The organism is Pseudocitrobacter sp. RIT415 (genome assembly GCF_003057695.2).
GTDB lineage: Bacteria > Pseudomonadota > Gammaproteobacteria > Enterobacterales > Enterobacteriaceae > Pseudocitrobacter > Pseudocitrobacter faecalis.
On sequence record NZ_QBJC02000002.1, the window covers coordinates 271,335 to 295,119 of the forward strand.

The following is a 23,785-nucleotide window of genomic DNA, read 5'->3' on the forward strand; positions in this document are numbered from 1 at the left end:
GGCATTTGCAGGACGGCAGATAGAGAAAAGCCCCGAGTGATTTTTCAATCAACCCGAGGCCCCCTATATGCTCGACACATGTAGAGTGCCTCTTACAGACCATAAGGTCAAGGAAAAGAGAGCCATGAAACAGCATAAAGCGATACTTATCGCCCTCGTCATCATCTGTATAACCGCCCTTCTGGCGGCGTTGGTCATGAGGAAAGATCTCTGTGAAGTCCACATCCGAACGGGCGAAACAGAGGTTGCTGTTTTCACGGCTTGCGAGTCCGCGTAAGAGCACCGGCGGGGAGCGATCCCCGCCACTCTTTATGTGTACGGCTTATCCTTAGCGCACCCAATTTTTCTACCTGGCCCGCTTCGTGCGGGCCTTTTGCTGTTGTCGCTCAATCCAGCGTCACATGATGCTTCATCACTCGCTTAAACAACGCCAGCCGCGCGCGCATAAAACGGTTTTCAACTTTAAAACCGGCGTGCTTATTCAGGCCAATTCGCAGTAACCGGTCACGGCCCTGTAGCGATGCAGGCCAGCGCGTGGGGCCATTGAGCACAGTACAGGTTGCACTGGCATGATGCGCAAAATTCACCCAATAATCGGCTACCTGTGCCGCAAAGGCTCTGTCTCGTTCATTGACGTAGAATCGGGCGGGTTCGGCCAGTGTCAGAGTATCAAAAACGTAAGGCACTTCGTTGCCATGCCACGTGCCATTGGCGTAAGTCGCGTGTTCCGCTTCGGCTACATAATCAAACCAGTAACGCCAGCAGGGTTGATTCACCCGCTGCTGAGCCTGCATGACCACATAACCCAGTGTGGTAAAGGCCATGTCCCGGCAGACCTGACGTCCGAGTTCCTCATCACCTTTCACGCCCGGATAGAGCAGTTTAATGAGCCCCAAGCCCAGACGCCGGGTTCGCCTGAGTTTTTCTATCTCGCCGGCAAGATCAACACCAAACACCGCCATCACGCTGGCTTCGTCGCTGTTCGAACCAATCAACACCGGCATGGCATGTTGCTTCCCGGCAAAAAAGACGTCCAGCATGGGCTGTGGCAGCACCGCATCTCCGGCAATGGGCGTTGGGCCAATATTCAGCGGTGCCTCCAGTGGCCACAATTTTTCCGCTGGGATCGCGCGCAGTTGCTCCGCGCTGGCATTTTCCAGACCAAAGTGTGCGGCAAGCTGCACGCCCTTCTCCAGCGCCTTTTCGCGTGGAGTATCGGGAAGCGTATAGCCACTTTGGATCACTGCTTTGTGAAACAGCCCTGCCGCTTTCGGCGATGTCATGAGTGACAGCACGCTGCGCGCGCCCGCCGACTCGCCAAATAACGTGACATTATTGCTGTCACCGCCAAAGGCCGCGATGTTCTCCTGGACCCAGCGTAGCGCGGCAATTTGATCCATCAGCGCAAAATTATTCAGCGGCTCGTCGTCTTCTCCTTCAAGGGCCGGATGCGCAAAAAAGCCCAGATGCCCGAGCCGATAGTTAACCGTCACCACCACCACATCTCGCTGAGCCAGCGCTTTACCGTCGTACGGCGGTAGACCACCCGCGCCAATGGTGTATCCCCCGCCGTGTAGCCACACCATCACCGGCAAACGAGCAGATCGCACGGCCGGAGACCAAACATTCAGGTAGAGACAATCTTCCGAGAAGCGCCCCGGGTCGCCGCCGCCCAGTTCGCGACAGTAGTCGATATTCTGCCAGCAGGAAGCAGAGAATGTATCGGCCTGACGCACGCCTGACCACGGTTGGACGGGCCTCGGCGCGCGCCAGCGCAACGAACCAACGGGCGGTTGCGCAAAGGGAATGCCTCGCCAGAGGTGAATATTCTCATCAACGAGGCCAAGAAGTGTGCCCTGGCGGGTTTCCGCCAGCGGCGTTGAGGGGTTGTGCATCGATTCCGTCCTTTATCAATCTCCCTCAAGATTACCTGTTTCAGAGCAGACCGCAACGCCGTTTGCTACGCATTTCGGCCTGCTCGTAAAGGGCAAATTCATCCAGTACCGGGCAACCCAGCGCCTGCTCAAAGGCATCCCGGCTGGCATTACCGTGCTGACGCGACGAATTGCCGTTTCCCAGATTAGATTGAAAAATCCCCGCCGCGCTGACCGGCAGAAAATCTTCATAAATAATCGGCTGCGCAATAAGCCAACCGCGCTCAATTAACGGCTGTGGATCGTCGCCGGGATGAAATGCCTGACGATGCGCTTCGCCGGCGGGCGTCAGGCGATAACGAAACCAGGCGAGCCCCTGCTGACGGAGCAAAAATTCACTATCCGGGAACGCCTTGAACACATCCTGCAAATGCAGTTGATGAGTCAGATTATCGCTACCGACGCCCGCCTCATTGAGCAGCTTGTCATACAACGCCCGTCCTTTTGGCGTTAACGCGATGCCTCGCTGTTCAATCTCACCAAATCGCGCGGTGTGTGTGCCTTGTCCGTCACCAGCAAATTTCACCGGTTCCTCCAGCGCTTTAAAACTGGTCTGACGCAGTAACAACGGAACGTCACGGCGCGGCGGGCCTTCAATCACCGCTTTCGGCTCAATGCCGTATTCCGCCATCAGCGCCTGGACACGGTCGATATCCAGCGTTCGTGGCGTGAGATGATTGATGTGACAGCCGGGGAAACAGACCACATCGGCAATTAAGCGATGCTGCTGATGCAGCGCCTGGTAGGTCTCGCGATCGACTGTCGCCGACTGATGCCAGCGAAAGGTTTCCAGTGCTTGCTGAACAAACTCCTGCGCCTGAGAGGCTGTGAATTCCCCCTGCTCTTCATGTAGCGCAATCAGTTCGCGGCAACGAGGGGTAAAAATATCACGCTGCTGTAAAATCTCAGCGGCGCGCTGCCTGAGCGCGGGATCGTCAATCAATTCAAGGCGCAAAAGCGAGGTAAATACGCGGAAAGGATTGCGCGAAAGCGCCGCATCCTCCACCGGGCGAAATGCCGTAGAGTGCACCGGCACGCCCGCCTGAGAGAGATCATAATAGCTAACCGGATACATCCCCATAATGGCGAACATGCGCCGCAGCATCGATAATTCTTCTGCGGTGCCCACGCGAATCGCGCCATGGCGTTCAACATTAAGCCGCGCCAGTTCATCGGCATTCACCATCTGTTCATGCAAGCGCGTGTTATTTTCCAGTACAGCCAGATTCACATCGGCGACCAGTTCCAGCAATGTGCCGTACTGCGGCACTTCCTGCTGATACATTGCCGACATCGCCTGCGAAAAATCTTCCCGAATCTCATCTGCCGTGATGCTTTGCGCCATGATGTCATGTCTCCAGTGAATATATTCTGCAGTGTAGAAAAGCTCGTGGGGCTTCGTGGCAAGAATTTGGAAAGTGTGATCGGCATGACGCTGGGAAGGGATGATAAGCATAACCAACGGTTATTAAATAATCACCTTAAATTCACTTTATATTAACATGAAATTTACACACACTCTCTGTGGCGACAAAAATATACCCTACACGGAGCCACCCTATGAACACGAAATGGTCACCGCAAGAAGTTATCCATCGCGACTACAACAGTCACCCGCCCGCGTTCGCACCGGGCTACAAAACCAGTGTGTTGCGCTCGCCGCGTAATGCACTTATTTCCCTGCAAAACTCGCTATCCGAAATCACCGGGCCGGTGTTTTCGAGTGACGATCTCGGCCCTCAGGATAACGATTTAATCCTGAACTACGCCAAAGACGGTTTACCGATTGGCGAACGGATCATCGTTCACGGTTATGTGCGTGACGGGTTTGGTCGCCCGATGAAAAACACGCTCGTTGAAGTGTGGCAGGCGAACGCCGGTGGCCGCTATCGCCATAAGAAAGATCAATATCTGGCGCCCATCGACCCCAATTTTGGCGGCTGCGGCCGCGTGCTGACGGACGAAAACGGCTACTACTTTTTCCGAACCATCAAACCGGGCCCCTATCCGTGGCGTAATCAGGCGAGCGACTGGCGTCCTTCGCATATTCACTTTTCATTGTCAGGCGATGCCTTTGCGCAACGTCTGGTGACCCAGATGTATTTTGAAGGCGACCCGCTGATCAAGCAGTGCCCTATCGTCAAAACCATCAATAACGATGATGCCATTCGTACGCTCATTGCCGAACTGGACACGCATGCTGCCATTCCGCTGGATTGTCTGGCGTATCGTTTTGATCTGGTGTTGCGCGGCCAACGTGCCACGCTGTTTGAAAACCGCACTCAGGGGGCTGCGCGATGAAAGAGTATTTACAGGAAACGGCCTCGCAAACCGCGGGCCCATACGTCCATATCGGCCTTGCGCCTGACGCTGCCGGCTTTCATATTTTCGAGAAAAATTTCGGCCCGGTACTGGTCAATAGCCATACTCAGGGCGAGCGCATCACCATTGAAGGGCGTGTACTGGATGGTTCAGGCACGCCGGTACGCGATGTCCTGCTGGAGATCTGGCAGGCGAACGCCAACGGGCGCTATAACCACCCGGCTGACAGACAGGAAGGAAAAGCGCTGGATGCCGATTTCCGTGGTTGGGGCCGCGCTTGTTCAGACTTTGATAGCGGCATCTGGCGCTTCGAAACCATTAAGCCCGGCCCGGTCGTGGGTCGCGATGGTCGCATGATGGCACCGCACGTCAATCTGTGGATTGCCGCCCGCGGCATCAATATTGGCCTGAATACGCGGATGTACTTTGCCGACGAACAGGCCGCGAATCAGACCGACCCGGTGCTGAACCTGATTGAGTGGGAAGTTCGCCGTCAGACGTTAATCGCTCAGAAAGAAACGCGCGGTAACGAGACCGTGTACCGTTTTGATATCTATCTGCAGGGTGATAAGGAAACCGTCTTTTTCGATCTTTAACGCCCTCCTGCCCGGTAGCGCTCCGTTTACCGGGCTTTCCTGCTTACTGACGTTCTTCTCAACGCCAGAAATTTCTTGTAACTCAATTAGATCAAATGTTAATAATAATTTGCTATCAAGTTATCAAATTTAAACAGTATTACTTGTCACCCTTATCGATCTGTTCTTAACATCGCGTATGGAAAAAAATGCTCTCTTTAGTCAGCGCATTCGACTGCGCCACCTGCACACTTTCGTTGCCGTCGCTCAACAAGGCACTCTGGGGCGCGCGGCTGAAACCCTTAATCTCAGCCAGCCAGCGTTATCCAAAACGCTCAATGAACTGGAGCAACTGACCGGCACCCGCTTATTCGAACGTGGGCGTCTTGGCGCACAGCTGACGCTTGTTGGCGAGCAGTTTCTTACGCACGCGGTAAAAGTTCTGGATGCGCTAAATACCGCAGGCCAGGCGTTAACCCGCAAAGAGGGTAGCCATCAGGATGTTGTGCGCATCGGCGCGCTGCCCACTGCTGCGCTTGGGATCTTACCGATGGTGCTGGGGCAATTTCACCAGCAACAGCATGATGTCACGCTTCAGGTCGCGACCATGAATAACACCATGCTGCTGGCGGCGTTGAAATCCGGGGATATTGATTTTGGTATTGGCCGGATGTCTGACCCGGAACTGATGACTGGCTTAACCTACGAGCTGCTGTTTCTCGAGTCGCTCAAACTGGTTGTGCGCCCTGATCATCCTCTGCTGCATGAAAATATCACCTTAAGCCGCGTGATGGAGTGGCCTGTTGTTGTCTCGCCGAAAGGGACCGTTCCCCGACAAAATGCGGAAACGCTGTTGCAGAGTCAGGGCTGTAAAATGCCGGCGGGCTGTATTGAAACGCTGTCGGCCTCGCTGTCTCGTCAGTTAACCGTCGATTATAACTACGTCTGGTTTGTGCCCTCCGGTGCGGTCAGAGACGACCTGCGACGCGGTGCGTTAACCTCTCTTCCCATCGCAACGCAAGGCCAGGGCGAACCCATTGGCGTGCTGACGCGTGTGGATAGCCCACTTTCCAGCGGAGCGCAGACGCTGCTGGCAGCCATTCGTAAATCTATGCCAGGCTAACGTTGCGTATGCCTACCCTCTCCGTCATGGAGAGGGCGACCCGCGTTTCATCCCCTTACTCGTCACCTTAGATCAATTAATGCGAAATTATTTATTAACAATTGCGCAATGCGATTTAACAGATCTATTATAGCCGCACCTTAACCAAATGGTTCATTCGCAATTCGTGTATGTAACGAATGAATACGAATAACAGGCTTTACCCTTTCATTTAAAACAAACCCCCCTTTATGTGTGATTCATTTGGTTCGCACGCTTGGGTTTGGCTGTCATCAGGAGAAGAGTATGGCAACGGGCATTTCACTTAAAGGACTCCCCCGGATCCTTAAATGGCTTCTGGCCGGGCTGATGTTTATCATCGGTCTGGCCGTGGGAGCGCTGGGCATTAAACTCGCCACCGTGGGGGGAACGTGGTTCTTCGCACTGATGGGACTGGTGATGATTGTCGCTGCGGCGCTGATTGCACGTCATCGCCGCAGCGGGATAGCGCTGTATGCGCTGGCGTTTATCATCGCGTTGATTTGGTCTGTCAGCGACGCAGGCTGGGATTTCTGGCCACTCTTTTCACGCCTGTTCACCTTTGGTGTGCTGGCTCTCCTTTGCGCCATTGTCTGGCCGTTCCTGTCCGTAACACCACCGGTGAAAAAAGGCCCGGCATTTGGCGTCGCAGCTATCATTGCCGTGGTATTGCTGGCAAGTGTGGGGGGAATGTTCAAAACCCATACCCTGGTAAGCGCAAAGGAAGACGTGCCTGTGAAACCGGTGAGCGCAGGCGAGCAGCAGAAAAACTGGCTGCACTGGGGGAACACCACGCACGGCGATCGCTTTGCCGCGCTGGATCAAATCAACAAGCAGAACGTCGATAAGCTGCAGGTTGCGTGGGTAGCGCACACCGGGGATGTTCCGGTCAGTAATGGTTCCGGTGCGGAAGATCAAAATACTCCACTCCAGGTAGGCGACACGCTGTTCGTCTGTACACCGTACAGTAAAGTGCTGGCGCTGGATGTCGACAGCGGTAAAGAGAAGTGGCGTTATGATTCGAAAGCCACCGCGCCAAACTGGCAGCGTTGTCGTGGGTTAGGCTATTACGAAGAGGCACAGAGCGTCGCCGCCCCGGAAAATAACAGTGCACCCGCCGCCTGTCCGCGTCGTTTGTTCCTGCCGACCACCGACGCGCGCCTTATTGCGATCAACGCCGATACCGGTAAACCGTGCGCCGATTTTGGTGATAACGGTGTGGTCGATCTGAGCGTCGGGATGGGCGAAATCAAACCCGGTTACTATCAGCAAACCTCAACCCCCTTAGTCGCCGGGAACGTGGTGGTGCTGGGTGGCCGCGTGGCCGATAACTTCTCCACCGATGAACCGCCGGGCGTGGTACGTGCTTATGACGTCCATAGAGGTAAACTGGCGTGGGCGTGGGATCCGGGTAACCCAAATATCACCGGGCTGCCGCCGGAAGGCCAGACTTACACGCGCGGCACGCCAAACGTGTGGTCCGCAATGTCGTATGACGCCAAACTCAATCTCATCTATTTACCGACCGGTAATGCGACGCCAGATTTCTGGGCGGGCGAACGTACGGCGCTGGATGATAAATACAGCTCATCGATTGTTGCCGTTGATGCCACCACCGGGAAAGTGCGCTGGCATTATCAAACCACACACCACGATCTGTGGGATTTCGATCTGCCTTCTCAGCCGTTGCTGACCGATTTGCCTGACGGCAAAGGCGGCACCACGCCGGTGCTGGTGCAAACCAGCAAGCAGGGGATGATCTTCATGCTTAACCGCGAAACCGGCGAACCGGTGGCGAAAGTTGAAGAGCGCCCGGTTCCGGCAGGCAATGTGAAAGGTGAACGTTATTCTCCTACCCAGCCGTACTCTGTCGGTATGCCAATGATTGGCAACGAAACGCTGAAAGAATCGGATATGTGGGGTGCTACGCCAATCGACCTGCTGCTGTGCCGTATTCAGTTTAAAGAGATGCGTCATCAGGGCATCTTTACCCCTCCGGGCGAAGATCGGTCACTGCAATATCCCGGTTCACTGGGCGGGATGAACTGGGGCAGCGTGTCCGTTGATCCTAACAATCACCTGATGTTCGTTAACGATATGCGTCTGGGCCTGGCGAACTACATGGTGCCTCGCGAGAAAGTGGCGAAAAATGCCAGCGGTATTGAGATGGGCATTGTGCCAATGGAAGGTACGCCTTATGGTGCCATGCGCGAGCGTTTCCTGTCACCGCTGGGTATTCCGTGCCAGAAACCACCATTTGGTACGATGTCGGCGGTCGATCTGACATCAGGCAAAATCGTCTGGCAGGTGCCGGTCGGTACGGTGGAAGACACCGGCCCGCTGGGTATCCGCATGCATATGCCGATCCCTATCGGAATGCCAACGCTGGGCGCGTCGATGACCACGCAATCCGGTCTGCTGTTCTTCGCCGGTACGCAGGATTTCTATCTGCGCGCCTTTGATACGGCAACCGGGAAAGAGGTCTGGAAAGACCGACTGCCGGTAGGTAGCCAGTCTGGCCCGATGACGTACGTGTCGCCGAAAACCGGTAAACAGTACATCATCATCAACGCAGGCGGTGCACGTCAGTCACCGGATCGTGGTGATTACATCATTGCGTACGCCCTACCGGACACCCAACAGTAACCCTCATTGTCGGGTGATATCTCACCCGACCTTGCTATCTAAAACGCTTCCCAGCTATCGCCGCCTGCCACGGCTAAAGTCGGTTCGGTAGCCGGGACGTTTTCTTTCTTCACATCGCTGCGTGAATCAATACGAAACGTGCCTACCGCTTCAGTTAATCGTGCCGCCTGCGCCTCCAGCGAGGCCGCCGCTGCCGATGCTTCCTCCACCAGCGAGGCATTCTGCTGCGTCACGTTATCCATTTCGGTGATCGCCTGGCTGACCTGCAAAATCCCGCGACTCTGTTCATCTGACGCCGCCGCAATTTCCAGCATGATGTCCGTCACACGTTTAACCGCATCCACAATCTCCGTCATGGTGGCCCCGGCGTTAACCACTTCATCCGAACCACGTTCAATCAGCGTGACAGATTCAGAAATCAGCCCTTCAATCTCTTTCGCCGCCTGCGCGCTGCGGCTGGCGAGCGTACGCACTTCACTGGCGACCACCGCGAATCCACGCCCCTGTTCACCCGCTCGCGCCGCTTCCACCGCTGCGTTCAGGGCGAGGATGTTGGTCTGGAAGGCAATGCTATTAATCACCGCGGTAATTTCGGAGATCTTTTTTGAACTGCTGGAAATATTACCCATGGTTGTGACCACGCCCGTAACCAGTTGCCCGCCACGCGTCGCTTTCCCGGAGGCATCTTCCGCCAGTTTGCTGGCGTGATGGGCGTTATCAGCATTTTGTTTTACTGTTGCGGTAAGTTCTTCCATGCTGGCTGCGGTCTGTTCAATGGCCGCCGCCTGTTGCTCAGTCCGCGCAGAAAGATCCGTATTCCCCACCGAGATTTCGCTGGTTCCGCGATAAATTTCCTCAGCTCCCTGTCGTACCGTACCCACTGTCTTCACAAGCGCCTGCTGCATCTGTTGCAGATGATGGCTAAGTTGACCGATTTCACTGCTGCCAGTAGGTTCATCCGGTAGTGTGAGATCGCCGCTGGCGATTTGTGCTATCCGCTGACCGGCATGTTGTAAGGGCTTAATAATAATGCGGCGCAATACCACGAAGGTGATAAGGGTGATCACCAGCGCCAGCACAAAGGCTGCCGCCATAAACATTAACCCCAGGCGGGTACGCTCAAGCGAAAGCGCAGTAAGGTGGTTTGCGCGATCGGTGCGAATCTGAATCACCTTCAACAGCACCGCGTTATAACCGTCATCCAGCGGCTTCGCCTGCTCATTTTCATGATTGATTATCGCTTCAAACATGCCGTTTTTCGCGTATTTCAGCATCGGCTTCAGGCCATCAATATAAGCGCTATAGCGGGCGGTAAGTTCTTCATCCAATGCGCTATCTGCCGCCGTTTTTACCCGACGTTCACGATATTGGGTAAACGCTGCCTGTGATTGCTGCATGCGCGATTCCGCCGACGCAATATTGCGTTTCATCTCTTCCATCTCGGCAATCCGACTTGCTGCACCGGCGTGGATAAGCTCAATACGCGTGGTACGCAGATGGTTAGAACTGTTTGATAAGCCCATCCGTACCTGCAGTTCTTCGGTAACATCCTTTTGATCTTGTTCCGCCTGCAACAGGAAATAGCCCGCCAGCCCGGAGCTTAAGGCAAAGAGCAGTATGATGCCGCCGAGAATAGCGGAGAAAAGCGGAACTAAACGGATATGGTGCAGGAAACTGAGCTTTTGGGGCGGGTGTTGTGTTTTTGTCTTGTCCATGCCAATCGACTCTCTTCAGGTAAGCGGCGTAAAAACACGCCCGTAAGATTGTCATCGGCAAGTCAGAGGATTTGATGATGGCTAAAAGCGCCAGGTGGGTCACAATTTGGGATAAAAAACGTCCTCCCCCGATGGGAGAGGACGCCAGAGATTATTCGTCGCCGAAATGAATAACGGTACGAATAGATTTACCTTCGTGCATCAGGTCAAATGCATCGTTAATCTGCTCCAGCGGCAGACGGTGCGTAATGAACGGATCGAGCTGAATTTTTCCCGCCATGGCGTCTTCCACCATTCCCGGCAACTGGGTACGGCCTTTTACGCCGCCAAAGGCAGACCCGCGCCATACGCGCCCGGTAACCAGCTGGAAAGGACGGGTTTTAATCTCCTGGCCCGCCCCCGCCACGCCGATGATCACGCTTTCGCCCCAGCCTTTATGGCAACATTCCAGCGCCGCTCGCATGACGTCGACATTACCGATACATTCGAAGGTAAAATCAACGCCACCGTCGGTCATTTCAACAATGACGTCCTGAATCGGTTTATCGTGGTCTTTAGGGTTAATGAAATCGGTCGCGCCCATTTCCTTTGCCAGCCTGAATTTATCCGGGTTGGTATCGATGGCCAGAATACGCCCGGCTTTCGCCTGTACCGCGCCCTGAATTGCCGCAAGGCCAATGCCGCCCAGGCCGAAGATCGCAACCGTATCGCCCTCTTTTACTTTCGCCGTATTATGCACCGCGCCGATACCGGTCGTGACGCCGCAGCCCAGCAGGCAAACTTTGTCCAGCGGCGCCTGGGGGTTCACTTTCGCCAGTGATATCTCGGCGCACACGGTGTATTCGCTAAACGTACTGGTACCCATATAGTGATAAATCGGTTCCCCGTTGTAGGAGAAACGGGTGGTGCCATCCGGCATCAGGCCTTTGCCCTGGGTCGCACGAACGGCCTGGCAGAGGTTAGTTTTGCCAGACTTACAGAACTTACACTCGCCACATTCGGCGGTATAAAGCGGAATAACATGGTCGCCCGGTTTCAGGCTGGTCACGCCTTCACCCACTTCAACAACGATGCCGCCGCCTTCATGACCCAGCACTGCCGGGAACACGCCTTCCGGATCATCACCGGATAAGGTAAAAGCATCGGTATGGCAAACCCCGGTATGGGTAATTTTTACCAGCACTTCGCCTTTTTTCGGCGGCGCGACATCGATCTCAACAATTTTTAACGGTTGACCCGGGCCAAACGCGACAGCTGCACGTGATTTCATAGCGGTCTCTTCCTTTGTGATGTTTTATTTTAAATAAGATCGTAGCAGATGACCGACTTCAGCCATGCGCACGGCGCGCTGGTCGGGCGTCGTTTCGCCACTGACCAGTTCGTCTTTAAGATGCATTTCGACCAGTTCGCCCATCAGGCCATTGGCGGCCCCGCGAATAGAAGCGATCTGTTGCAGAATAGTCAGGCACGGTTCACCGGATTCCAGCGCGCGTTCAAGAGCATCAACCTGCCCTTTAATGCGGCGTACCCGGGTCAACGCCCGTTTTTTATCATCAGGGGAATGCGGCATACGCCCTCCGTTAGTATAGGGGGGTATACTATCATCGATATAACATGGATGTAAAACAATCACCATGTGAATGCATTGAAAGGGTGCATTGAGGACGCCAGACAACGACTGAGATTGGCGGGGATTGCTCCCCGCCTTGTCTCTTACTGTTTAGGTTCGCACGCTGTAGAAACAGTAACCTCCGTCTGGTTTGTCCGGAAATGAACCTCGCAGAGATCCCGCCGCATCGCTAACACCGCGAAAATCACGGTGATACAGATGATAACCAGGGCAATTAAGCCTGAACGTTGCCATTTCATAGCCTGCTTCTCCTTGACCCGTGGGTCTGTAAGAGGCTAATCTAATGCTGTTGGGCATAGATGTGGCCTCGGTAAGTGTTAAGCGTCCTGCAAGACGCTCAATGTTTCCGGGGCTTTTCTCTATCTGCCTTTTGGTCTTTGCCTGAGACAGATAGCCTCAAGCACCCACCGCGATTTTACACCTCTGCAGTAAAACTCACCTGTCTGAAAACGTACTCGTAAGAAGAGGATGATTGCCTCATAAAGGCGTTCAGATTGGCTGTGATTAGCTAAATGGTTTGGACTGAGTGAAGTATAAAAAGGGTGCTCAAAGGATACTCGCAACATCAGAAACGGCGGGGATCGCTCCCCGCCTTGTCTCTTACTGTTTAGAGTCGCACGCTGTAGAAACAGTAACCTCCGTCTGGTTTGTCCGGAAATGAACCTCGCAGAGATCCCGCCGCATCGCTAACACCGCGAAAATCACGGTGATACAGATGATAACCAGGGCAATTAAGCCTGAGCGTTGTTGTTTCATAGCCTGCTTCTCCTTGACCCGAAGGTCTGTAAGAGGCTAATCTAATGCTGTGTGGCATAGATTTGGGCCTCGGTAAGTGTTAAGCGTCCTGCAAGACGCTCAATGTTTCCGGGGCTTTTCTCTATCTGCCTTTTGGTCTATGCCTGAGACAGATAGCCTCAAGCACCCGCCGCGATTTTACACCTTCACCGTAAAACCCAGCTGTCTGGAAATGGACTTGTAAGAGGGAATGATTGCCTGGGGCAGGAGCCGGATACGGGCGTATCCGGCCTAAAGAAACTCAGGACTGCAGCGTCGCCAGTCGCGCCGCGAAACCCACAAACACCAGGCCAATCAGGCTATTGCCAATTTTCGCCAGCTTCTTACGGGTTTTCACATACCGCGTTACCAGCGAACCTGACACAATCAGGAAACTCAGGTAGGTAAAGCTCACCAGTTCAAGGGTCAGCGCCAGAATAAAGAATGCCATCCCCGGCGTAGCCGATTTCACATCAATAAACTGCACGAAGAAAGAGACATAAAACAGAATCGCTTTAGGATTGGTTAAGCTTAACGTCAGCGCGCGTTTGAAAATAGCATGACCCGGCTCGGCGTGCGTTTCAGCTTCCCCTGCTTTACGCTTCAGCGTGCTGTAGAGCATTTTCCCGCCCAGATAAAGTAGATAAATCGCCCCGAGATAGCGGACCAGATTAAACAATACCGGCGTGGTTTTAATGAGCGTCGCGACGCCCGCGTAAGAGAGGAACATCAGCACAGCGTCGCCAATAAAGACCGCCAGCGCTGCCATGTAGCCGCCACGAATACCGTGCGCTACGCCCGTTTTCAGGACAAAGAAGGTATTTGGCCCTGGCACCAGAATAATAAAAATCGCCCCGACCACATACGTCCAGTAATTTAGTACGCCAAAATCTGCGAACACCCTGCTCTTCCTTACACTATATTAACCATGGTGGCGTTATGGTAACGCACGCCACATGGCCAATAAAGGACTATTCAGTTAACTTATGATTAACCCCGTTTACGCGGCATCATGCGCAGTAGCGTATTGTCTTTCCAGACATAATGATGCGCCAGGGCCGCCAGGGCGTGCAGGCCAATCAGCCAGTAACCAATATTCGCCAGCAAAATATGATATTCCTTCATCATATCGACAATTTCGAAGTTCGATTCCGCCGCATGCGGCATGGTTAGCCCAAAAGCAAACCATGGATTCCCCCGGTTATACATCATCACCAGACCAATAACGGGCAAGGCGATAAACAGCAGGTAAATCGCCAGGTGCCCCAGATGTGCCATTCCTGTCATCATCGGCTTGGGTTTCGGCACAATCGGCGGTGCCGGACGTTTCAGGCGAATCAGCAGACGCGCCACCATCAGAACCAAAATAGCGATGCCGCAGGAGACGTGCACCATGTTGATAACCGGACGCGCGCTACGCGGAAAGTAACCACGGAATTCCATCGCACAATAGGCAATGATTACCAGTAAGAAGACCAGCCAGTGAATGCCTATTTGCAGGCCTGAGTATTTATCGCGCATCGCGCCCCCTGATAAGTAACTAACAAAAAAGCAAAATAGCCGCTTTTACTTAAAAATTCATTAACTTTTCAGCAGTTACTTACGTCCTGTTCATCTGATTGCTGCGTGACTAACAAAATGGGGTTGCCCATCCGCAGATGGTGGACTAAGCCTGGATAAGTAAAAAAACCGTATCACCCCGAACTGACGGAGAATATCATGAGTAAAATTGGCATTAACGGATTTGGGCGTATTGGTCGACTGGTCTTGCGCCGTTTGCTGGAAACCTCAAGCAGCAATGAAGTCGTCGCCATTAACGATCTTACGTCGCCAAAAGTACTGGCATATTTGCTGAAGTACGATTCCAACTACGGGCCGTTCCCGTGGAGCGTTGATTTCAATGATGATGCACTTATTGTTAACGGTAAAACAATCAAAGTCTTTGCTGAAAAAGAGGCAAAAAATATCCCCTGGAAATCAGAAGGTGCTGACATTATCGTCGAATGCACCGGCTTCTACACTTCGGCTGAAAAATCACAGGCGCATATTGATGCCGGCGCAAAAAAAGTGCTGATTTCTGCCCCGGCGGGCGACATCAAAACGCTGGTTTACAACGTGAACGATGACACCCTTAACGCCAGCGACACGATTATTTCGGTGGCCTCATGTACCACTAACTGCCTGGCGCCAATGGCAAAAGCATTGAATGATGCATTCGAGATTAAAGTGGGCACCATGACCACCATCCACGCCTATACGGGAACACAGGCACTGGTCGACGGGCCACGCGGGAAAGATTTGCGCGCCTCTCGCGCCGCGGCAGAGAATATTATTCCGCACACCACCGGCGCAGCGAAGGCGATAGGCCTCGTTATCCCTGCTCTCGTCGGCAAGCTAAAAGGACATGCTCAGCGCGTACCGACGAAAACCGGTTCGGTGACCGAACTGGTTTCGATTCTGGGTAAAAAAGTCACCGTCGATGAAGTCAATGCTGCCCTGAAGAAAGCGACAGAAAATAATGCGTCGTTTGGCTACACCAACGATGACATCGTATCGACCGATATTATCGGCACGCACTTTGGTTCGGTCTTTGACGCCACCCAGACCGAGGTGACCGAAGCCGGCGACCTGCAACTGGTCAAAACCGTAGCCTGGTACGATAACGAGTACGGGTTTGTGACCCAGTTGATTCGCGTACTGGAAAAATACGCCAAACTGTAAATAGCCATCGCCCGGAAATATTCCTTTCCGGGCGTTATTCGTGGTCATTTAGCGCAGAGCGCGTGTGGTCGACATTTCCCGCAGCGTGGCATCTTCCGTTAACTGTTTCCAGGCCTGCTCAACCGCTAGCGGTATATCCACATGAGCAATAAAGTTTTTACCGCGTGGCCCATATCCCTGAGCATCATCACGTATACGTGGCAGTTCTCCGATGATTAATGAGAGATATCGTTCTACCGGCCACAACCCGGTGTCATCCCCTTTAAACGCCACGCCGTTTTCGCTGTTGAAGAGCGCCGGCTGGCAGCCGGGATAACTCCGCCAGAGCGGCCTGTTTTCCACGTCCTGCCAGACATGTTCAAACGTCGCCATCGTGCGACGCTGCATAGTGGGGTCTTGTACGACGATCCCCTTACGAAGGGTAATCCCCTGCGCATCTAACATTCGACGGGTAAAACGCGCATTTTCCCCGCAGTTGGTCGATGTATCTTCAACCAGAATATTCTCGCGGGGGATTTTCCAGAATTGTTGGGCAATCTCCGCAAGGATAGCTGCTTCGGATAACCCAGTGGTACGCAAGGTGTTATATCGCGGGTGCCGGGCTATGGCGGCATAAAGAAAGGTTGTTGAGTGGCCGATACCACCGCTAATCAAGAGCGTTTTCCCCTCCTCCATCGCCAGCTGACAGGCCGCATCGATAACCGGAATAACGGCGTTCCCCGCGAGCACCACCAGCTCATAATCATCGGGTTGAGGCCGGGAGGTAAAATCGTTTTGCGCAAGCCAGCTACCCAGTACATTGGCAGCCTCCAGTGTGCAATCGGGTAATTGTGGTAATGGTGTTAGCATAATCCTCCCTCTCTGTGAGTCTGTTAGCACAGGGTAACGCGATTAAGGCTCCGTGACAGAGGATCACTCCGAAAGCGTTATTTTTACCTGGCCTGCATCTTTGTAACATTCTTGAAATAACCAGAAACATCTAAAAACCACGCGGTTGCACCTGAATAAATCACTTATTAAATACCAAAACAAAGATAATAAAACTACATATCACTCACTCAACAAATGATTAGTTCAGCATAATGCCTGCTTTTTGCGCATAACTATCCCGTTCGCGCTTGCTAAAAATGACAGCCACCTCTAAGTTGCTTAACAAACAAGCAACCTTTTTAACATTTTGCAGGTTGCACCTTTGAGATCTCAGGTGGCACCTGATTCTAACTTAATGTGGCGGGAGTTTTCCTTCATGACGACGCAAGAAAGCAGCAGTACGATCCTGAAAAAAAACAAACGAGTCCTGATTGCCAGTTTAACCGGCAGCTCCATTGAATGGTTTGATTATTTTTTATACGGCACCGCCGCAGCGCTGGTGTTTAATAAAATCTTCTTCCCGATGGTCGACCCGGTTATTGGACTCATCCTCTCTTATCTCTCCTTCTCGCTGACGTTCTTTATTCGCCCGATTGGTGGCGTTCTCTTTGCCCACATTGGCGACCGTATTGGCCGCAAAAAGACGTTGGTGTTGACGCTCTCGTTGATGGGCGGTGCAACCGTCATGATTGGTCTGCTGCCGACCTACGATCAAATTGGCATTTGGGCACCTATTCTCCTGATTCTGATGCGTATTATTCAGGGCATGGGGATAGGCGGTGAATGGGGCGGCGCGTTGCTGCTGGCCTATGAATACGCGCCAGAAAAACGCAAAGGATTTTTCGGCAGCATTCCGCAAGCGGGCGTGACCATTGGTATGCTGATGGCAACCTTTATCGTGTCGCTGATGACGCTATTCAGTGAGGAGCAGTTCCTCTCCTGGGGCTGGCGTATTCCATTCCTGATGAGTGCGGTGCTGGTGTTGCTGGGGTTGTGGATCCGTAAAGATATTGATGAAACGCCAGAGTTCAAGAAGGTAAAACAGTCAGGCCAGGTGGCAAAAGCGCCGCTGCGCGATACGCTGACGCATCACTGGCGTGAAGTGTTGATCGCGGCAGGCCTGAAAGTTGTCGAAACCGCGCCGTTCTACATCTTTTCGACCTTCATCGTGAGCTATGCCACGACCACCCTCACCTATCAGAAATCACAGGTGCTGGAAGCCGTTACGCTCGGCGCACTGGTGGCGACGGTGATGATTCCGCTGATGGGGTTGTTGTCGGATAAAATTGGCCGCAAACGTATGTACGCAGGGAGCGTCACACTGCTGGGGCTGTTTATCGTGCCGTGGTTTATGTTGCTGGACACCGGTACCACCTGGGCGATTATGCTGGCGACCGTCGTGATGTTCGGTATTCTCTGGGCCCCGATCACCGCCGTGCTGGGCACACTGTGTTCGGAAATTTTTAGTGCTAACGTTCGCTACACCGGCATTACGCTGGGTTATCAGATTGGCGCCGCGCTGGCTGGGGGTACCGCCCCGCTTATCGCAACGGGTCTGCTGGCGAAATACGACGGGGATTGGGTGCCGGTTGCATGGTATTTGGGCGCAACGGTCACCATCTCGCTGATCGCTATTTTCTTTGCCAGCCGTAGTCGTCGAATTGATGCAGTGAATGCACAGACGTCTGGGTTGTAGTCATGCGTTATGCGGCCCGATACGCAACGCGTTATCGGGCCGTACTTCTCACGGTTATCACACCTACGCGCTAATCTGCTCCATCGCCTGCAGCACACGTTTATCGGAAATTGGATACGGCGTACCCAACTGTTGAGCAAAGAAGCTGACGCGCAGCTCTTCAATCATCCAGCGGATTTCCTGAACATCCTCATCATCCCGGCGCGCAGGCGGCAGTTTATTCAGCCACTGCTGCCATGCCTGCTGCACGCTTTCCACTTTCAGCATCTGAGCACGGTCACGGTGTGGATCGATAGCCAGTTTTTCCAGTCGTTTCTCAATCGCCTGCAAATAGCGCAGCGTGTCACCGAGTCGTTTGAAACCGTTGCCGGTAACAAACCCGCGATAAACCAGGCCGCCCATCTGTGCTTTGATATCCGAAAGCCCCAGCGCCATGGTCATATCCACTCGCCCTTTCAGGCGTTTGTTGATATTGAACACCGCGGTGAGGATCTGCTCGACCTGTTTGGCAATGTCGACGACGGTTTCGTTCAGTTCTGCACGCACTTTGTCATGCAGCTTTGAGAAGCCCTCTTCAGTCCATACCGGGCCACCCGCTTCATCGATCAGTTTGTCGACGCCGCAGGAGATGCAATCATCAATGAGATCCAGCACTTTGCCATACGGGTTAAAGTAGAGCCCCAGTTTGGCTTTATTCGGCAATTTCTCGTGCAGATATTTAATCGGCGACGGAATGTTCAGCAGCAGCAAGCGGCGCAAACCACGCCACATTGCCTGCTGCTGTTCCTGCGGGTTATCAAACAGCTTAATTGCCACGCTTTCACGCTCATCCACCAACGCCGGCCAGGCCTTCACTTTATAATTACCGCGTTTCTGCTCGTAGTGATCCGGCAAATTACCAAAGCTCCAGATATGGAGCCCGCTTTGCTCAATACCATCGTCGGCAACGGCGGAAAGCGTTTCCTGAACTTTCCCTTTGAGGGTATCTTTCAGCGCCTGAAGAGAACGTCCTTCCTGAAGTTTCTTGTTTTTGTCATCCACCACCCGGAAAGTGATTTTCAGGTGATCGGGTACCTGATCCCACTGCCAGGCGTCGCGGTCGACGGTCACACCGGTCATGCGCCGCAGTTCACGTTCCAGGCTGTCAAGCAGCGGCAGTTCCAGCGGTGTGGCGCGACCTAAAAACGCTTCCGCGTAGTTTGGCGCTGGCACAAAGTTACGACGCACCGGTTTCGGCAGCGATTTAATCAACGCAATTATCAGTTCACGTCGCAGTCCGGGTATCTGCCACTCGAACCCACTCTCCTCTACCTGGTTAAGCAGCGGCAGAGGAATGTGTACGGTCACACCGTCCGCATCCGCGCCCGGTTCAAACTGGTAGCTCAGGCGCAGTTTGAGGTTGCCCTGATGCCAGAAATTCGGATAGTCCAGCTTGCTGACCTTTTCCGCCCCCTCTTTGATGAGCATACTCTTTTCAAAATTGAGCAGGTCAGGGGTTTCGCGGCTGGCTTTTTTCCACCAGTTATCGAAATGTCGGGCGGAGATCACGTCGTGGCTGATGCGCTGGTCGTAGAACTCAAACAGCGTTTCGTCATCGACCAGAATGTCACGACGACGCGATTTGTGCTCAAGTTCTTCAATTTCGTTGCGCAGTTTCAGGTTATCGCGGAAGAACGCATGACGCGTCTGCCAGTCACCTTCCACCAGCGCGTGGCGAATAAAGAGTTCGCGACACAACGCCGGGTCAATCTGGCTGTAGTTCACCTTACGCGCCGCGACAATTGGCAGCCCGTAAACGGTCACTTTTTCAGTCGCCATCACCGCCCCCTGCGCCCGCTCCCAGTGGGGTTCACTATAAGAACGTTTAATCAGGTGCTGGGCAACCGGCTCCACCCATTCCGGGTCGATGCGCGCAGCGATACGGCCCCACAGGCGACTGGTTTCTACCAGCTCGGCAACCATGGTCCATTTCGGCGGTTTTTTGAATAAACCGGAACCGGGGAATATCGAAAAGCGCGCATTACGTGCGCCGGTAAATTCCTGTTTATCGGCGTCTTTCATCCCGATATGAGAAAGCAGACCGGTGAGCAGCGCAATATGGATTTCGCGATATTCAGCCGGTTCGCTGTTGACAGGAATACCCAGCTCTTTCACCACCTGGCGCAACTGAGTGTAGATATCCTGCCACTCGCGCACGCGCAAATAGTTGAGGAAATCCGTGCGGCACTGGCGGCGGAAGGCATTCGATGACAGCGCTTTTTGCTGTTCGCCGAGATAGTTCCACAGATTCACGAATGCCAGGAAGTCAGACTCTTTGTCGTGGAAGCGACGATGTTTCTCATCGGACGCCTGCTGTTTATCCATCGGGCGTTCACGCGGATCCTGAATAGAGAGCGCAGAAGTGATGATCATCGCTTCGCGCACGCAGCCATGTTTCTGCGCTTCCAGCACCATACGGGCCAGACGCGGGTCAACCGGCAGTTGCGAGAGCTGACGGCCCAACGGCGTCAGTTTATAGGCGGTGTGCTGTTCGTCCGTGGTGATGGCACCCAGCTCTTCGAGAAGACGCACGCCATCCTGAATATTGCGTTTATCCGGCGCTTCCACAAATGGGAAGGCGGCAATATCCCCCAATCCCAGCGCGGTCATCTGCAAAATAACCGATGCCAGGTTGGTGCGCAAAATTTCCGGGTCGGTAAATTCCGGGCGCGACAGGAAATCATCTTCCGAATAGAGTCGAATACAGATCCCTTCCGAGACACGCCCGCAGCGTCCTTTACGCTGGTTTGCGGATGCCTGGGACACGGGTTCAATCGGCAGACGCTGCACTTTGGTGCGGAAGCTGTAGCGGCTGATACGCGCAGTGCCCGGGTCAATCACGTATTTTATGCCTGGCACGGTCAGCGAGGTTTCAGCAACGTTGGTCGCCAGCACAATACGACGCCCGCTATGCGGCTGGAAGACGCGGTTCTGTTCACTGTTGGAGAGTCGTGCGTACAGCGGCAGGATTTCCGTATGGCGCAGATCTCGCTTGCTGAGCGCATCGGCGGTATCGCGAATTTCACGCTCGCCGCTCATAAAGATCAGAATATCACCCGCACTTTCACGCCCCAGCTCATCCACGGCGTCAAAAATGGCCTGCAACTGGTCACGCTCGGTGTCATCCGCCTCTTCGACAATCGGGCGATAGCGCACTTCCACCGGATACGTGCGCCCCGAAACTTCGATGATTGGCGCGTTATTAAAGTGGCGCGAGAAGCGTTCAGGATCGATGGTCGCCGATGTGATGATAATTTTCAGATCGGGACGGCGCGGCAGCAGCTCTTTTAAGTACCCGAGCAAAAAATCGATGTTCAGGCTGCGTTCGTGTGCTTCATCGATGATGATGGTGTCGTACTGCATCAACAGTCGATCCTGCTGGATTTCCGCCAGCAGGATACCGTCGGTCATCAGCTTCACCATGGTGTTGTCGCTGACATGATCGCTAAAACGAACTTTATAGCCGATACAGCCGCCCGGCTCCGTTTTCAGCTCTTCCGCGATACGATTCGCCACAGTACGCGCCGCCAGACGACGCGGCTGGGTATGGCCAATCAGCCCTTTGATTCCGCGCCCCAGTTCCATACAAATCTTTGGCAACTGGGTGGTTTTCCCGGAACCCGTTTCCCCGGCGACAATCACCACCTGGTTGTCACGCACCGCCTCAAGAATAGCCTGTTTTTTCTGGCTAACCGGCAGGTTATCCGGGTAGGTAATGTCAGGGCGTGCGGCTTCGCGCAGCAGGAATTTACCTGCTGCCTGTTCAATCTCTTTCGCCATTTCCTGGTAAATGGCCTGTTGTGCATCAGGATTTTGAACCTTCTTCACACCGTGCAGGCGACGGGCAAAGCGCTGTTTATCGCGCAGCGTCAATGTGTCGAGCCGCTGATTCAGCGTCGCGAAGGTAAGTTTTTGTTGTTCTGTCATAGCGTTATCGGGCATCAGTGTGCCGGAAATGTTCTCGTCATACGTTCCCTTCAGGATACCACACCTGGCCTGACATCGAACGGTTTTCCCGGTGTGCGACATAAAGAGGAAACTCAGTTATTCAAAAAAATCGAACAGAGGATTCGATATATTGCGCTATCCCTGTGGCAGGATTGTGAATAAAGTGTCTGCAAGCAACCGGGCAAGGCCCGTCACTCAAAGTATAAAGGAAACACCCATGAGCAAAGTATTGGTTCTGAAATCCAGCATCCTGGCAGGCTATTCTCAGTCTAATCAGCTGTCCGACTATTTTGTTGAGCAGTGGCGTGAAAAACACAGCGCGGACGAAATTACCGTTCGTGACCTGGCGGCTAACCCAGTCCCGGTACTGGATGGTGAACTGGTTGGCGCACTGCGTCCGAGCGACTCCCCGCTGACGCCGCGTCAACAGGAAGCTCTGGCCCTGTCTGACGAGCTGATTGCTGAACTGAAAGCCCACGATGTTATCGTTATTGCGGCGCCGATGTACAACTTCAATATCTCGACTCAGTTGAAAAACTATTTTGACCTGGTAGCTCGTGCTGGCGTGACCTTCCGTTACACCGAAAAAGGCCCTGAAGGCCTGGTTACCGGTAAGAAAACAGTGGTGATCACCAGCCGTGGCGGCATCCATAAAGATACCCCGACTGACCAGGTTACCCCGTATCTGTCTACCTTCCTGGGCTTTATCGGCCTGACCGACGTGAAATTCGTCTTTGCGGAAGGCATCGCATATGGCCCGGAAATGGCGGCCAAAGCGCAGGCAGACGCAAAAGCGGCCATTGACGCCGTGGTTGCAGCGTAAGCATTCAGAGGCCTCCCGCGAAAACGGGAGGCTTTTTTATTTAACCCGCATTTTTCGCAATGCTGTCCAGCGTTGCCAGTACGTCTTCAGAGAGCACTAAATCCCCTGCCGCCATATTTTCCCGCAAATGCCCCACCGAAGAGGTGCCAGGAATCAACAGGATATTAGGCGAACGCTGCAACAACCACGCCAGCGCCACCTGCATTGGCGTCGCGCCCAGACCTGCCGCCACGTCAGAGAGCGTTGAGGATTGTAGCGGCGTAAAACCACCGAGCGGGAAGAACGGCACGTAAGCGATACCCTCCTGTGCCAGCGCATCGATTAACGCGTCATCGGCGCGGTGTGCAATGTTGTATTCGTTCTGTACGCAGACGATTTCCGCAATTTTACGCGCTTCAGCAACCTGCGTCGGCGTGACGTTGCTCAGGCCGATATGCTTCACCAGCCCCTGCTGCTGTAGTTCAGCCAGCACGGTAAAGTTGGCTTCTATAGACCCCTCTGCCGGGCCATGACCGTCGCCGAGCATCACGCGCAGGTTAACCACATCCAGCACATCAAGGCCAAGATTGCGCAGATTATCGTGTATCGCCTGTTTGAGTTCTTCCGGTGAAAATGCCGGAAGCCATGACGCATCCTTTCCGCGACGGGCACCAATTTTGGTGACAATGGTCAGGTCATCCGGATACGGGTGCAAGGCTTCACGGATAATCTGGTTTGTCACGTGCGGCCCGTAAAAGTCACTGGTGTCGATATGGTTTACACCCAACGCCAGCGCTTCACGTAATACCGTAATGGCAACATGGCGATCTTTTGGTGGCCCGAAAACGCCGGGCCCTGCCAGTTGCATTGCGCCATAACCCAGTCGTTTTACCGATTTTGTACCAAGAGTAAACGTTTCACTGTTGTTGCTCATAACACCCTGTCCTGTATAAGGCAGATTAAGAGCCCACA

Annotated in this window: 20 protein-coding genes; 8 read left to right on the forward strand and 12 right to left on the reverse strand. The window is 53.7% G+C overall.

The genetic code is table 11. The annotated features are described in order from the left end of the window. Nucleotides 1-124 precede the first annotated feature (124 nt). A complete protein-coding gene (locus DBY68_RS03755; RefSeq protein WP_199538647.1) occupies nt 125-277 on the forward strand; it encodes a Hok/Gef family protein in 153 nt (50 codons plus the stop codon). Nucleotides 278-386: 109 nt separating this feature from the next. Here DBY68_RS03755 and DBY68_RS03760 read toward each other — a convergent pair whose 3' ends face one another. Then, a complete protein-coding gene (locus tag DBY68_RS03760) occupies nt 387-1,895 on the reverse strand; it encodes a carboxylesterase/lipase family protein (RefSeq protein WP_108474168.1) in 1,509 nt (502 codons plus the stop codon). A gap of 40 nt (nt 1,896-1,935) precedes the next feature. Continuing rightward, nucleotides 1,936-3,279 (reverse strand): VOC family protein, encoded by a 1,344-nt coding sequence (locus tag DBY68_RS03765; protein WP_108474167.1) that lies wholly within the window; start codon nt 3,277-3,279, stop codon nt 1,936-1,938. Between the two features lie 215 nt (nt 3,280-3,494). Between DBY68_RS03765 and pcaH the strand changes: the two genes are divergently transcribed. From pcaH to DBY68_RS03785, 4 genes are all read left to right on the forward strand, one after another. Further along, a complete protein-coding gene (pcaH, locus tag DBY68_RS03770) occupies nt 3,495-4,235 on the forward strand; it encodes a protocatechuate 3,4-dioxygenase subunit beta (protein WP_108474166.1) in 741 nt (246 codons plus the stop codon). Then, nucleotides 4,232-4,852 carry a protocatechuate 3,4-dioxygenase subunit alpha gene (gene pcaG, locus DBY68_RS03775; protein ID WP_015964529.1) on the forward strand — a complete coding sequence of 207 codons (621 nt, stop codon included), beginning with the start codon at nt 4,232-4,234 and terminating at the stop codon, nt 4,850-4,852. Before pcaH ends, pcaG begins: the two co-directional genes overlap by 4 nt. 178 nt (nt 4,853-5,030) lie before the next feature. Then, the gene (locus DBY68_RS03780) at nt 5,031-5,954 is read left to right on the forward strand and encodes a LysR substrate-binding domain-containing protein (RefSeq protein ID WP_108474165.1); all 924 of its coding nucleotides are present in this window, start codon (nt 5,031-5,033) and stop codon (nt 5,952-5,954) included. 285 nt (nt 5,955-6,239) lie between these two features. Next, nucleotides 6,240-8,618 (forward strand): glucose/quinate/shikimate family membrane-bound PQQ-dependent dehydrogenase, encoded by a 2,379-nt coding sequence (locus DBY68_RS03785; protein ID WP_108474164.1) that lies wholly within the window; start codon nt 6,240-6,242, stop codon nt 8,616-8,618. 38 nt (nt 8,619-8,656) lie between these two features. Here DBY68_RS03785 and DBY68_RS03790 read toward each other — a convergent pair whose 3' ends face one another. From DBY68_RS03790 to cybB, 7 genes are all read right to left on the reverse strand, one after another. Continuing rightward, complete coding sequence (locus DBY68_RS03790) at nt 8,657-10,333, reverse strand: methyl-accepting chemotaxis protein (protein WP_108474163.1); 1,677 nt, start codon at nt 10,331-10,333, stop codon at nt 8,657-8,659. A gap of 151 nt (nt 10,334-10,484) precedes the next feature. Beyond that, nucleotides 10,485-11,603 carry an S-(hydroxymethyl)glutathione dehydrogenase/class III alcohol dehydrogenase gene (locus DBY68_RS03795; protein WP_108474162.1) on the reverse strand — a complete coding sequence of 373 codons (1,119 nt, stop codon included), beginning with the start codon at nt 11,601-11,603 and terminating at the stop codon, nt 10,485-10,487. Between the two features lie 24 nt (nt 11,604-11,627). Then, nucleotides 11,628-11,903 carry a metal/formaldehyde-sensitive transcriptional repressor gene (locus DBY68_RS03800; RefSeq protein WP_015964534.1) on the reverse strand — a complete coding sequence of 92 codons (276 nt, stop codon included), beginning with the start codon at nt 11,901-11,903 and terminating at the stop codon, nt 11,628-11,630. A 143-nt stretch (nt 11,904-12,046) separates the two neighbouring features. After that, on the reverse strand, nt 12,047-12,202 hold the full coding sequence (locus DBY68_RS03805; RefSeq protein ID WP_108474161.1) for a Hok/Gef family protein: 156 nt from the start codon (nt 12,200-12,202) through the stop codon (nt 12,047-12,049). Nucleotides 12,203-12,563: 361 nt separating this feature from the next. Further along, nucleotides 12,564-12,719: a Hok/Gef family protein gene (locus tag DBY68_RS03810; RefSeq protein WP_108474160.1), complete on the reverse strand. Its 156-nt coding sequence runs from the start codon at nt 12,717-12,719 to the stop codon at nt 12,564-12,566. Nucleotides 12,720-12,999: 280 nt separating this feature from the next. Next, nucleotides 13,000-13,638 (reverse strand): leucine efflux protein LeuE, encoded by a 639-nt coding sequence (leuE, locus tag DBY68_RS03815; protein ID WP_108474159.1) that lies wholly within the window; start codon nt 13,636-13,638, stop codon nt 13,000-13,002. An 89-nt stretch (nt 13,639-13,727) separates the two neighbouring features. Further along, a complete protein-coding gene (gene cybB, locus DBY68_RS03820; protein ID WP_108474158.1) occupies nt 13,728-14,258 on the reverse strand; it encodes a cytochrome b561 in 531 nt (176 codons plus the stop codon). 198 nt (nt 14,259-14,456) lie between these two features. Between cybB and gap the strand changes: the two genes are divergently transcribed. After that, nucleotides 14,457-15,458 (forward strand): type I glyceraldehyde-3-phosphate dehydrogenase, encoded by a 1,002-nt coding sequence (gene gap, locus DBY68_RS03825; RefSeq protein WP_108474157.1) that lies wholly within the window; start codon nt 14,457-14,459, stop codon nt 15,456-15,458. 48 nt (nt 15,459-15,506) lie between these two features. Here the strand turns inward: gap and DBY68_RS03830 are convergent, their stop codons facing one another. Beyond that, nucleotides 15,507-16,307: a YdcF family protein gene (locus DBY68_RS03830; RefSeq protein WP_304598575.1), complete on the reverse strand. Its 801-nt coding sequence runs from the start codon at nt 16,305-16,307 to the stop codon at nt 15,507-15,509. Between the two features lie 397 nt (nt 16,308-16,704). On the opposite strand from DBY68_RS03830, the gene DBY68_RS03835 reads away from it, so the two are divergent. Then, nucleotides 16,705-18,024 carry an MFS transporter gene (locus DBY68_RS03835; protein ID WP_108474156.1) on the forward strand — a complete coding sequence of 440 codons (1,320 nt, stop codon included), beginning with the start codon at nt 16,705-16,707 and terminating at the stop codon, nt 18,022-18,024. A 63-nt stretch (nt 18,025-18,087) separates the two neighbouring features. Here the strand turns inward: DBY68_RS03835 and hrpA are convergent, their stop codons facing one another. Then, entirely contained in the window at nt 18,088-21,990 is a 3,903-nt protein-coding gene (hrpA, locus tag DBY68_RS03840; protein WP_108474399.1) for an ATP-dependent RNA helicase HrpA, read from the reverse strand. Nucleotides 21,991-22,228: 238 nt separating this feature from the next. Between hrpA and azoR the strand changes: the two genes are divergently transcribed. Beyond that, complete coding sequence (gene azoR, locus DBY68_RS03845) at nt 22,229-22,834, forward strand: FMN-dependent NADH-azoreductase (protein ID WP_108474155.1); 606 nt, start codon at nt 22,229-22,231, stop codon at nt 22,832-22,834. A gap of 40 nt (nt 22,835-22,874) precedes the next feature. Here azoR and DBY68_RS03850 read toward each other — a convergent pair whose 3' ends face one another. After that, the gene (locus tag DBY68_RS03850) at nt 22,875-23,747 is read right to left on the reverse strand and encodes an aldo/keto reductase family oxidoreductase (protein ID WP_108474154.1); all 873 of its coding nucleotides are present in this window, start codon (nt 23,745-23,747) and stop codon (nt 22,875-22,877) included. Between the last annotated feature and the right edge of the window lie 38 nt (nt 23,748-23,785).

Coding starts and splice junctions, on each gene's coding strand:
- DBY68_RS03755 (WP_199538647.1), top strand. CDS start 125: ATGAAACAGCATAAAGCGATACTTATCGCCCTCGTCATCATCTGTATA.
- DBY68_RS03760 (WP_108474168.1), bottom strand. CDS start 1,895: ATGCACAACCCCTCAACGCCGCTGGCGGAAACCCGCCAGGGCACACTT.
- DBY68_RS03765 (WP_108474167.1), bottom strand. CDS start 3,279: ATGGCGCAAAGCATCACGGCAGATGAGATTCGGGAAGATTTTTCGCAG.
- pcaH (WP_108474166.1), top strand. CDS start 3,495: ATGAACACGAAATGGTCACCGCAAGAAGTTATCCATCGCGACTACAAC.
- pcaG (WP_015964529.1), top strand. CDS start 4,232: ATGAAAGAGTATTTACAGGAAACGGCCTCGCAAACCGCGGGCCCATAC.
- DBY68_RS03780 (WP_108474165.1), top strand. CDS start 5,031: ATGGAAAAAAATGCTCTCTTTAGTCAGCGCATTCGACTGCGCCACCTG.
- DBY68_RS03785 (WP_108474164.1), top strand. CDS start 6,240: ATGGCAACGGGCATTTCACTTAAAGGACTCCCCCGGATCCTTAAATGG.
- DBY68_RS03790 (WP_108474163.1), bottom strand. CDS start 10,333: ATGGACAAGACAAAAACACAACACCCGCCCCAAAAGCTCAGTTTCCTG.
- DBY68_RS03795 (WP_108474162.1), bottom strand. CDS start 11,603: ATGAAATCACGTGCAGCTGTCGCGTTTGGCCCGGGTCAACCGTTAAAA.
- DBY68_RS03800 (WP_015964534.1), bottom strand. CDS start 11,903: ATGCCGCATTCCCCTGATGATAAAAAACGGGCGTTGACCCGGGTACGC.
- DBY68_RS03805 (WP_108474161.1), bottom strand. CDS start 12,202: ATGAAATGGCAACGTTCAGGCTTAATTGCCCTGGTTATCATCTGTATC.
- DBY68_RS03810 (WP_108474160.1), bottom strand. CDS start 12,719: ATGAAACAACAACGCTCAGGCTTAATTGCCCTGGTTATCATCTGTATC.
- cybB (WP_108474158.1), bottom strand. CDS start 14,258: ATGCGCGATAAATACTCAGGCCTGCAAATAGGCATTCACTGGCTGGTC.
- gap (WP_108474157.1), top strand. CDS start 14,457: ATGAGTAAAATTGGCATTAACGGATTTGGGCGTATTGGTCGACTGGTC.
- DBY68_RS03830 (WP_304598575.1), bottom strand. CDS start 16,307: ATGCTAACACCATTACCACAATTACCCGATTGCACACTGGAGGCTGCC.
- DBY68_RS03835 (WP_108474156.1), top strand. CDS start 16,705: ATGACGACGCAAGAAAGCAGCAGTACGATCCTGAAAAAAAACAAACGA.
- hrpA (WP_108474399.1), bottom strand. CDS start 21,990: ATGACAGAACAACAAAAACTTACCTTCGCGACGCTGAATCAGCGGCTC.
- azoR (WP_108474155.1), top strand. CDS start 22,229: ATGAGCAAAGTATTGGTTCTGAAATCCAGCATCCTGGCAGGCTATTCT.
- DBY68_RS03850 (WP_108474154.1), bottom strand. CDS start 23,747: ATGAGCAACAACAGTGAAACGTTTACTCTTGGTACAAAATCGGTAAAA.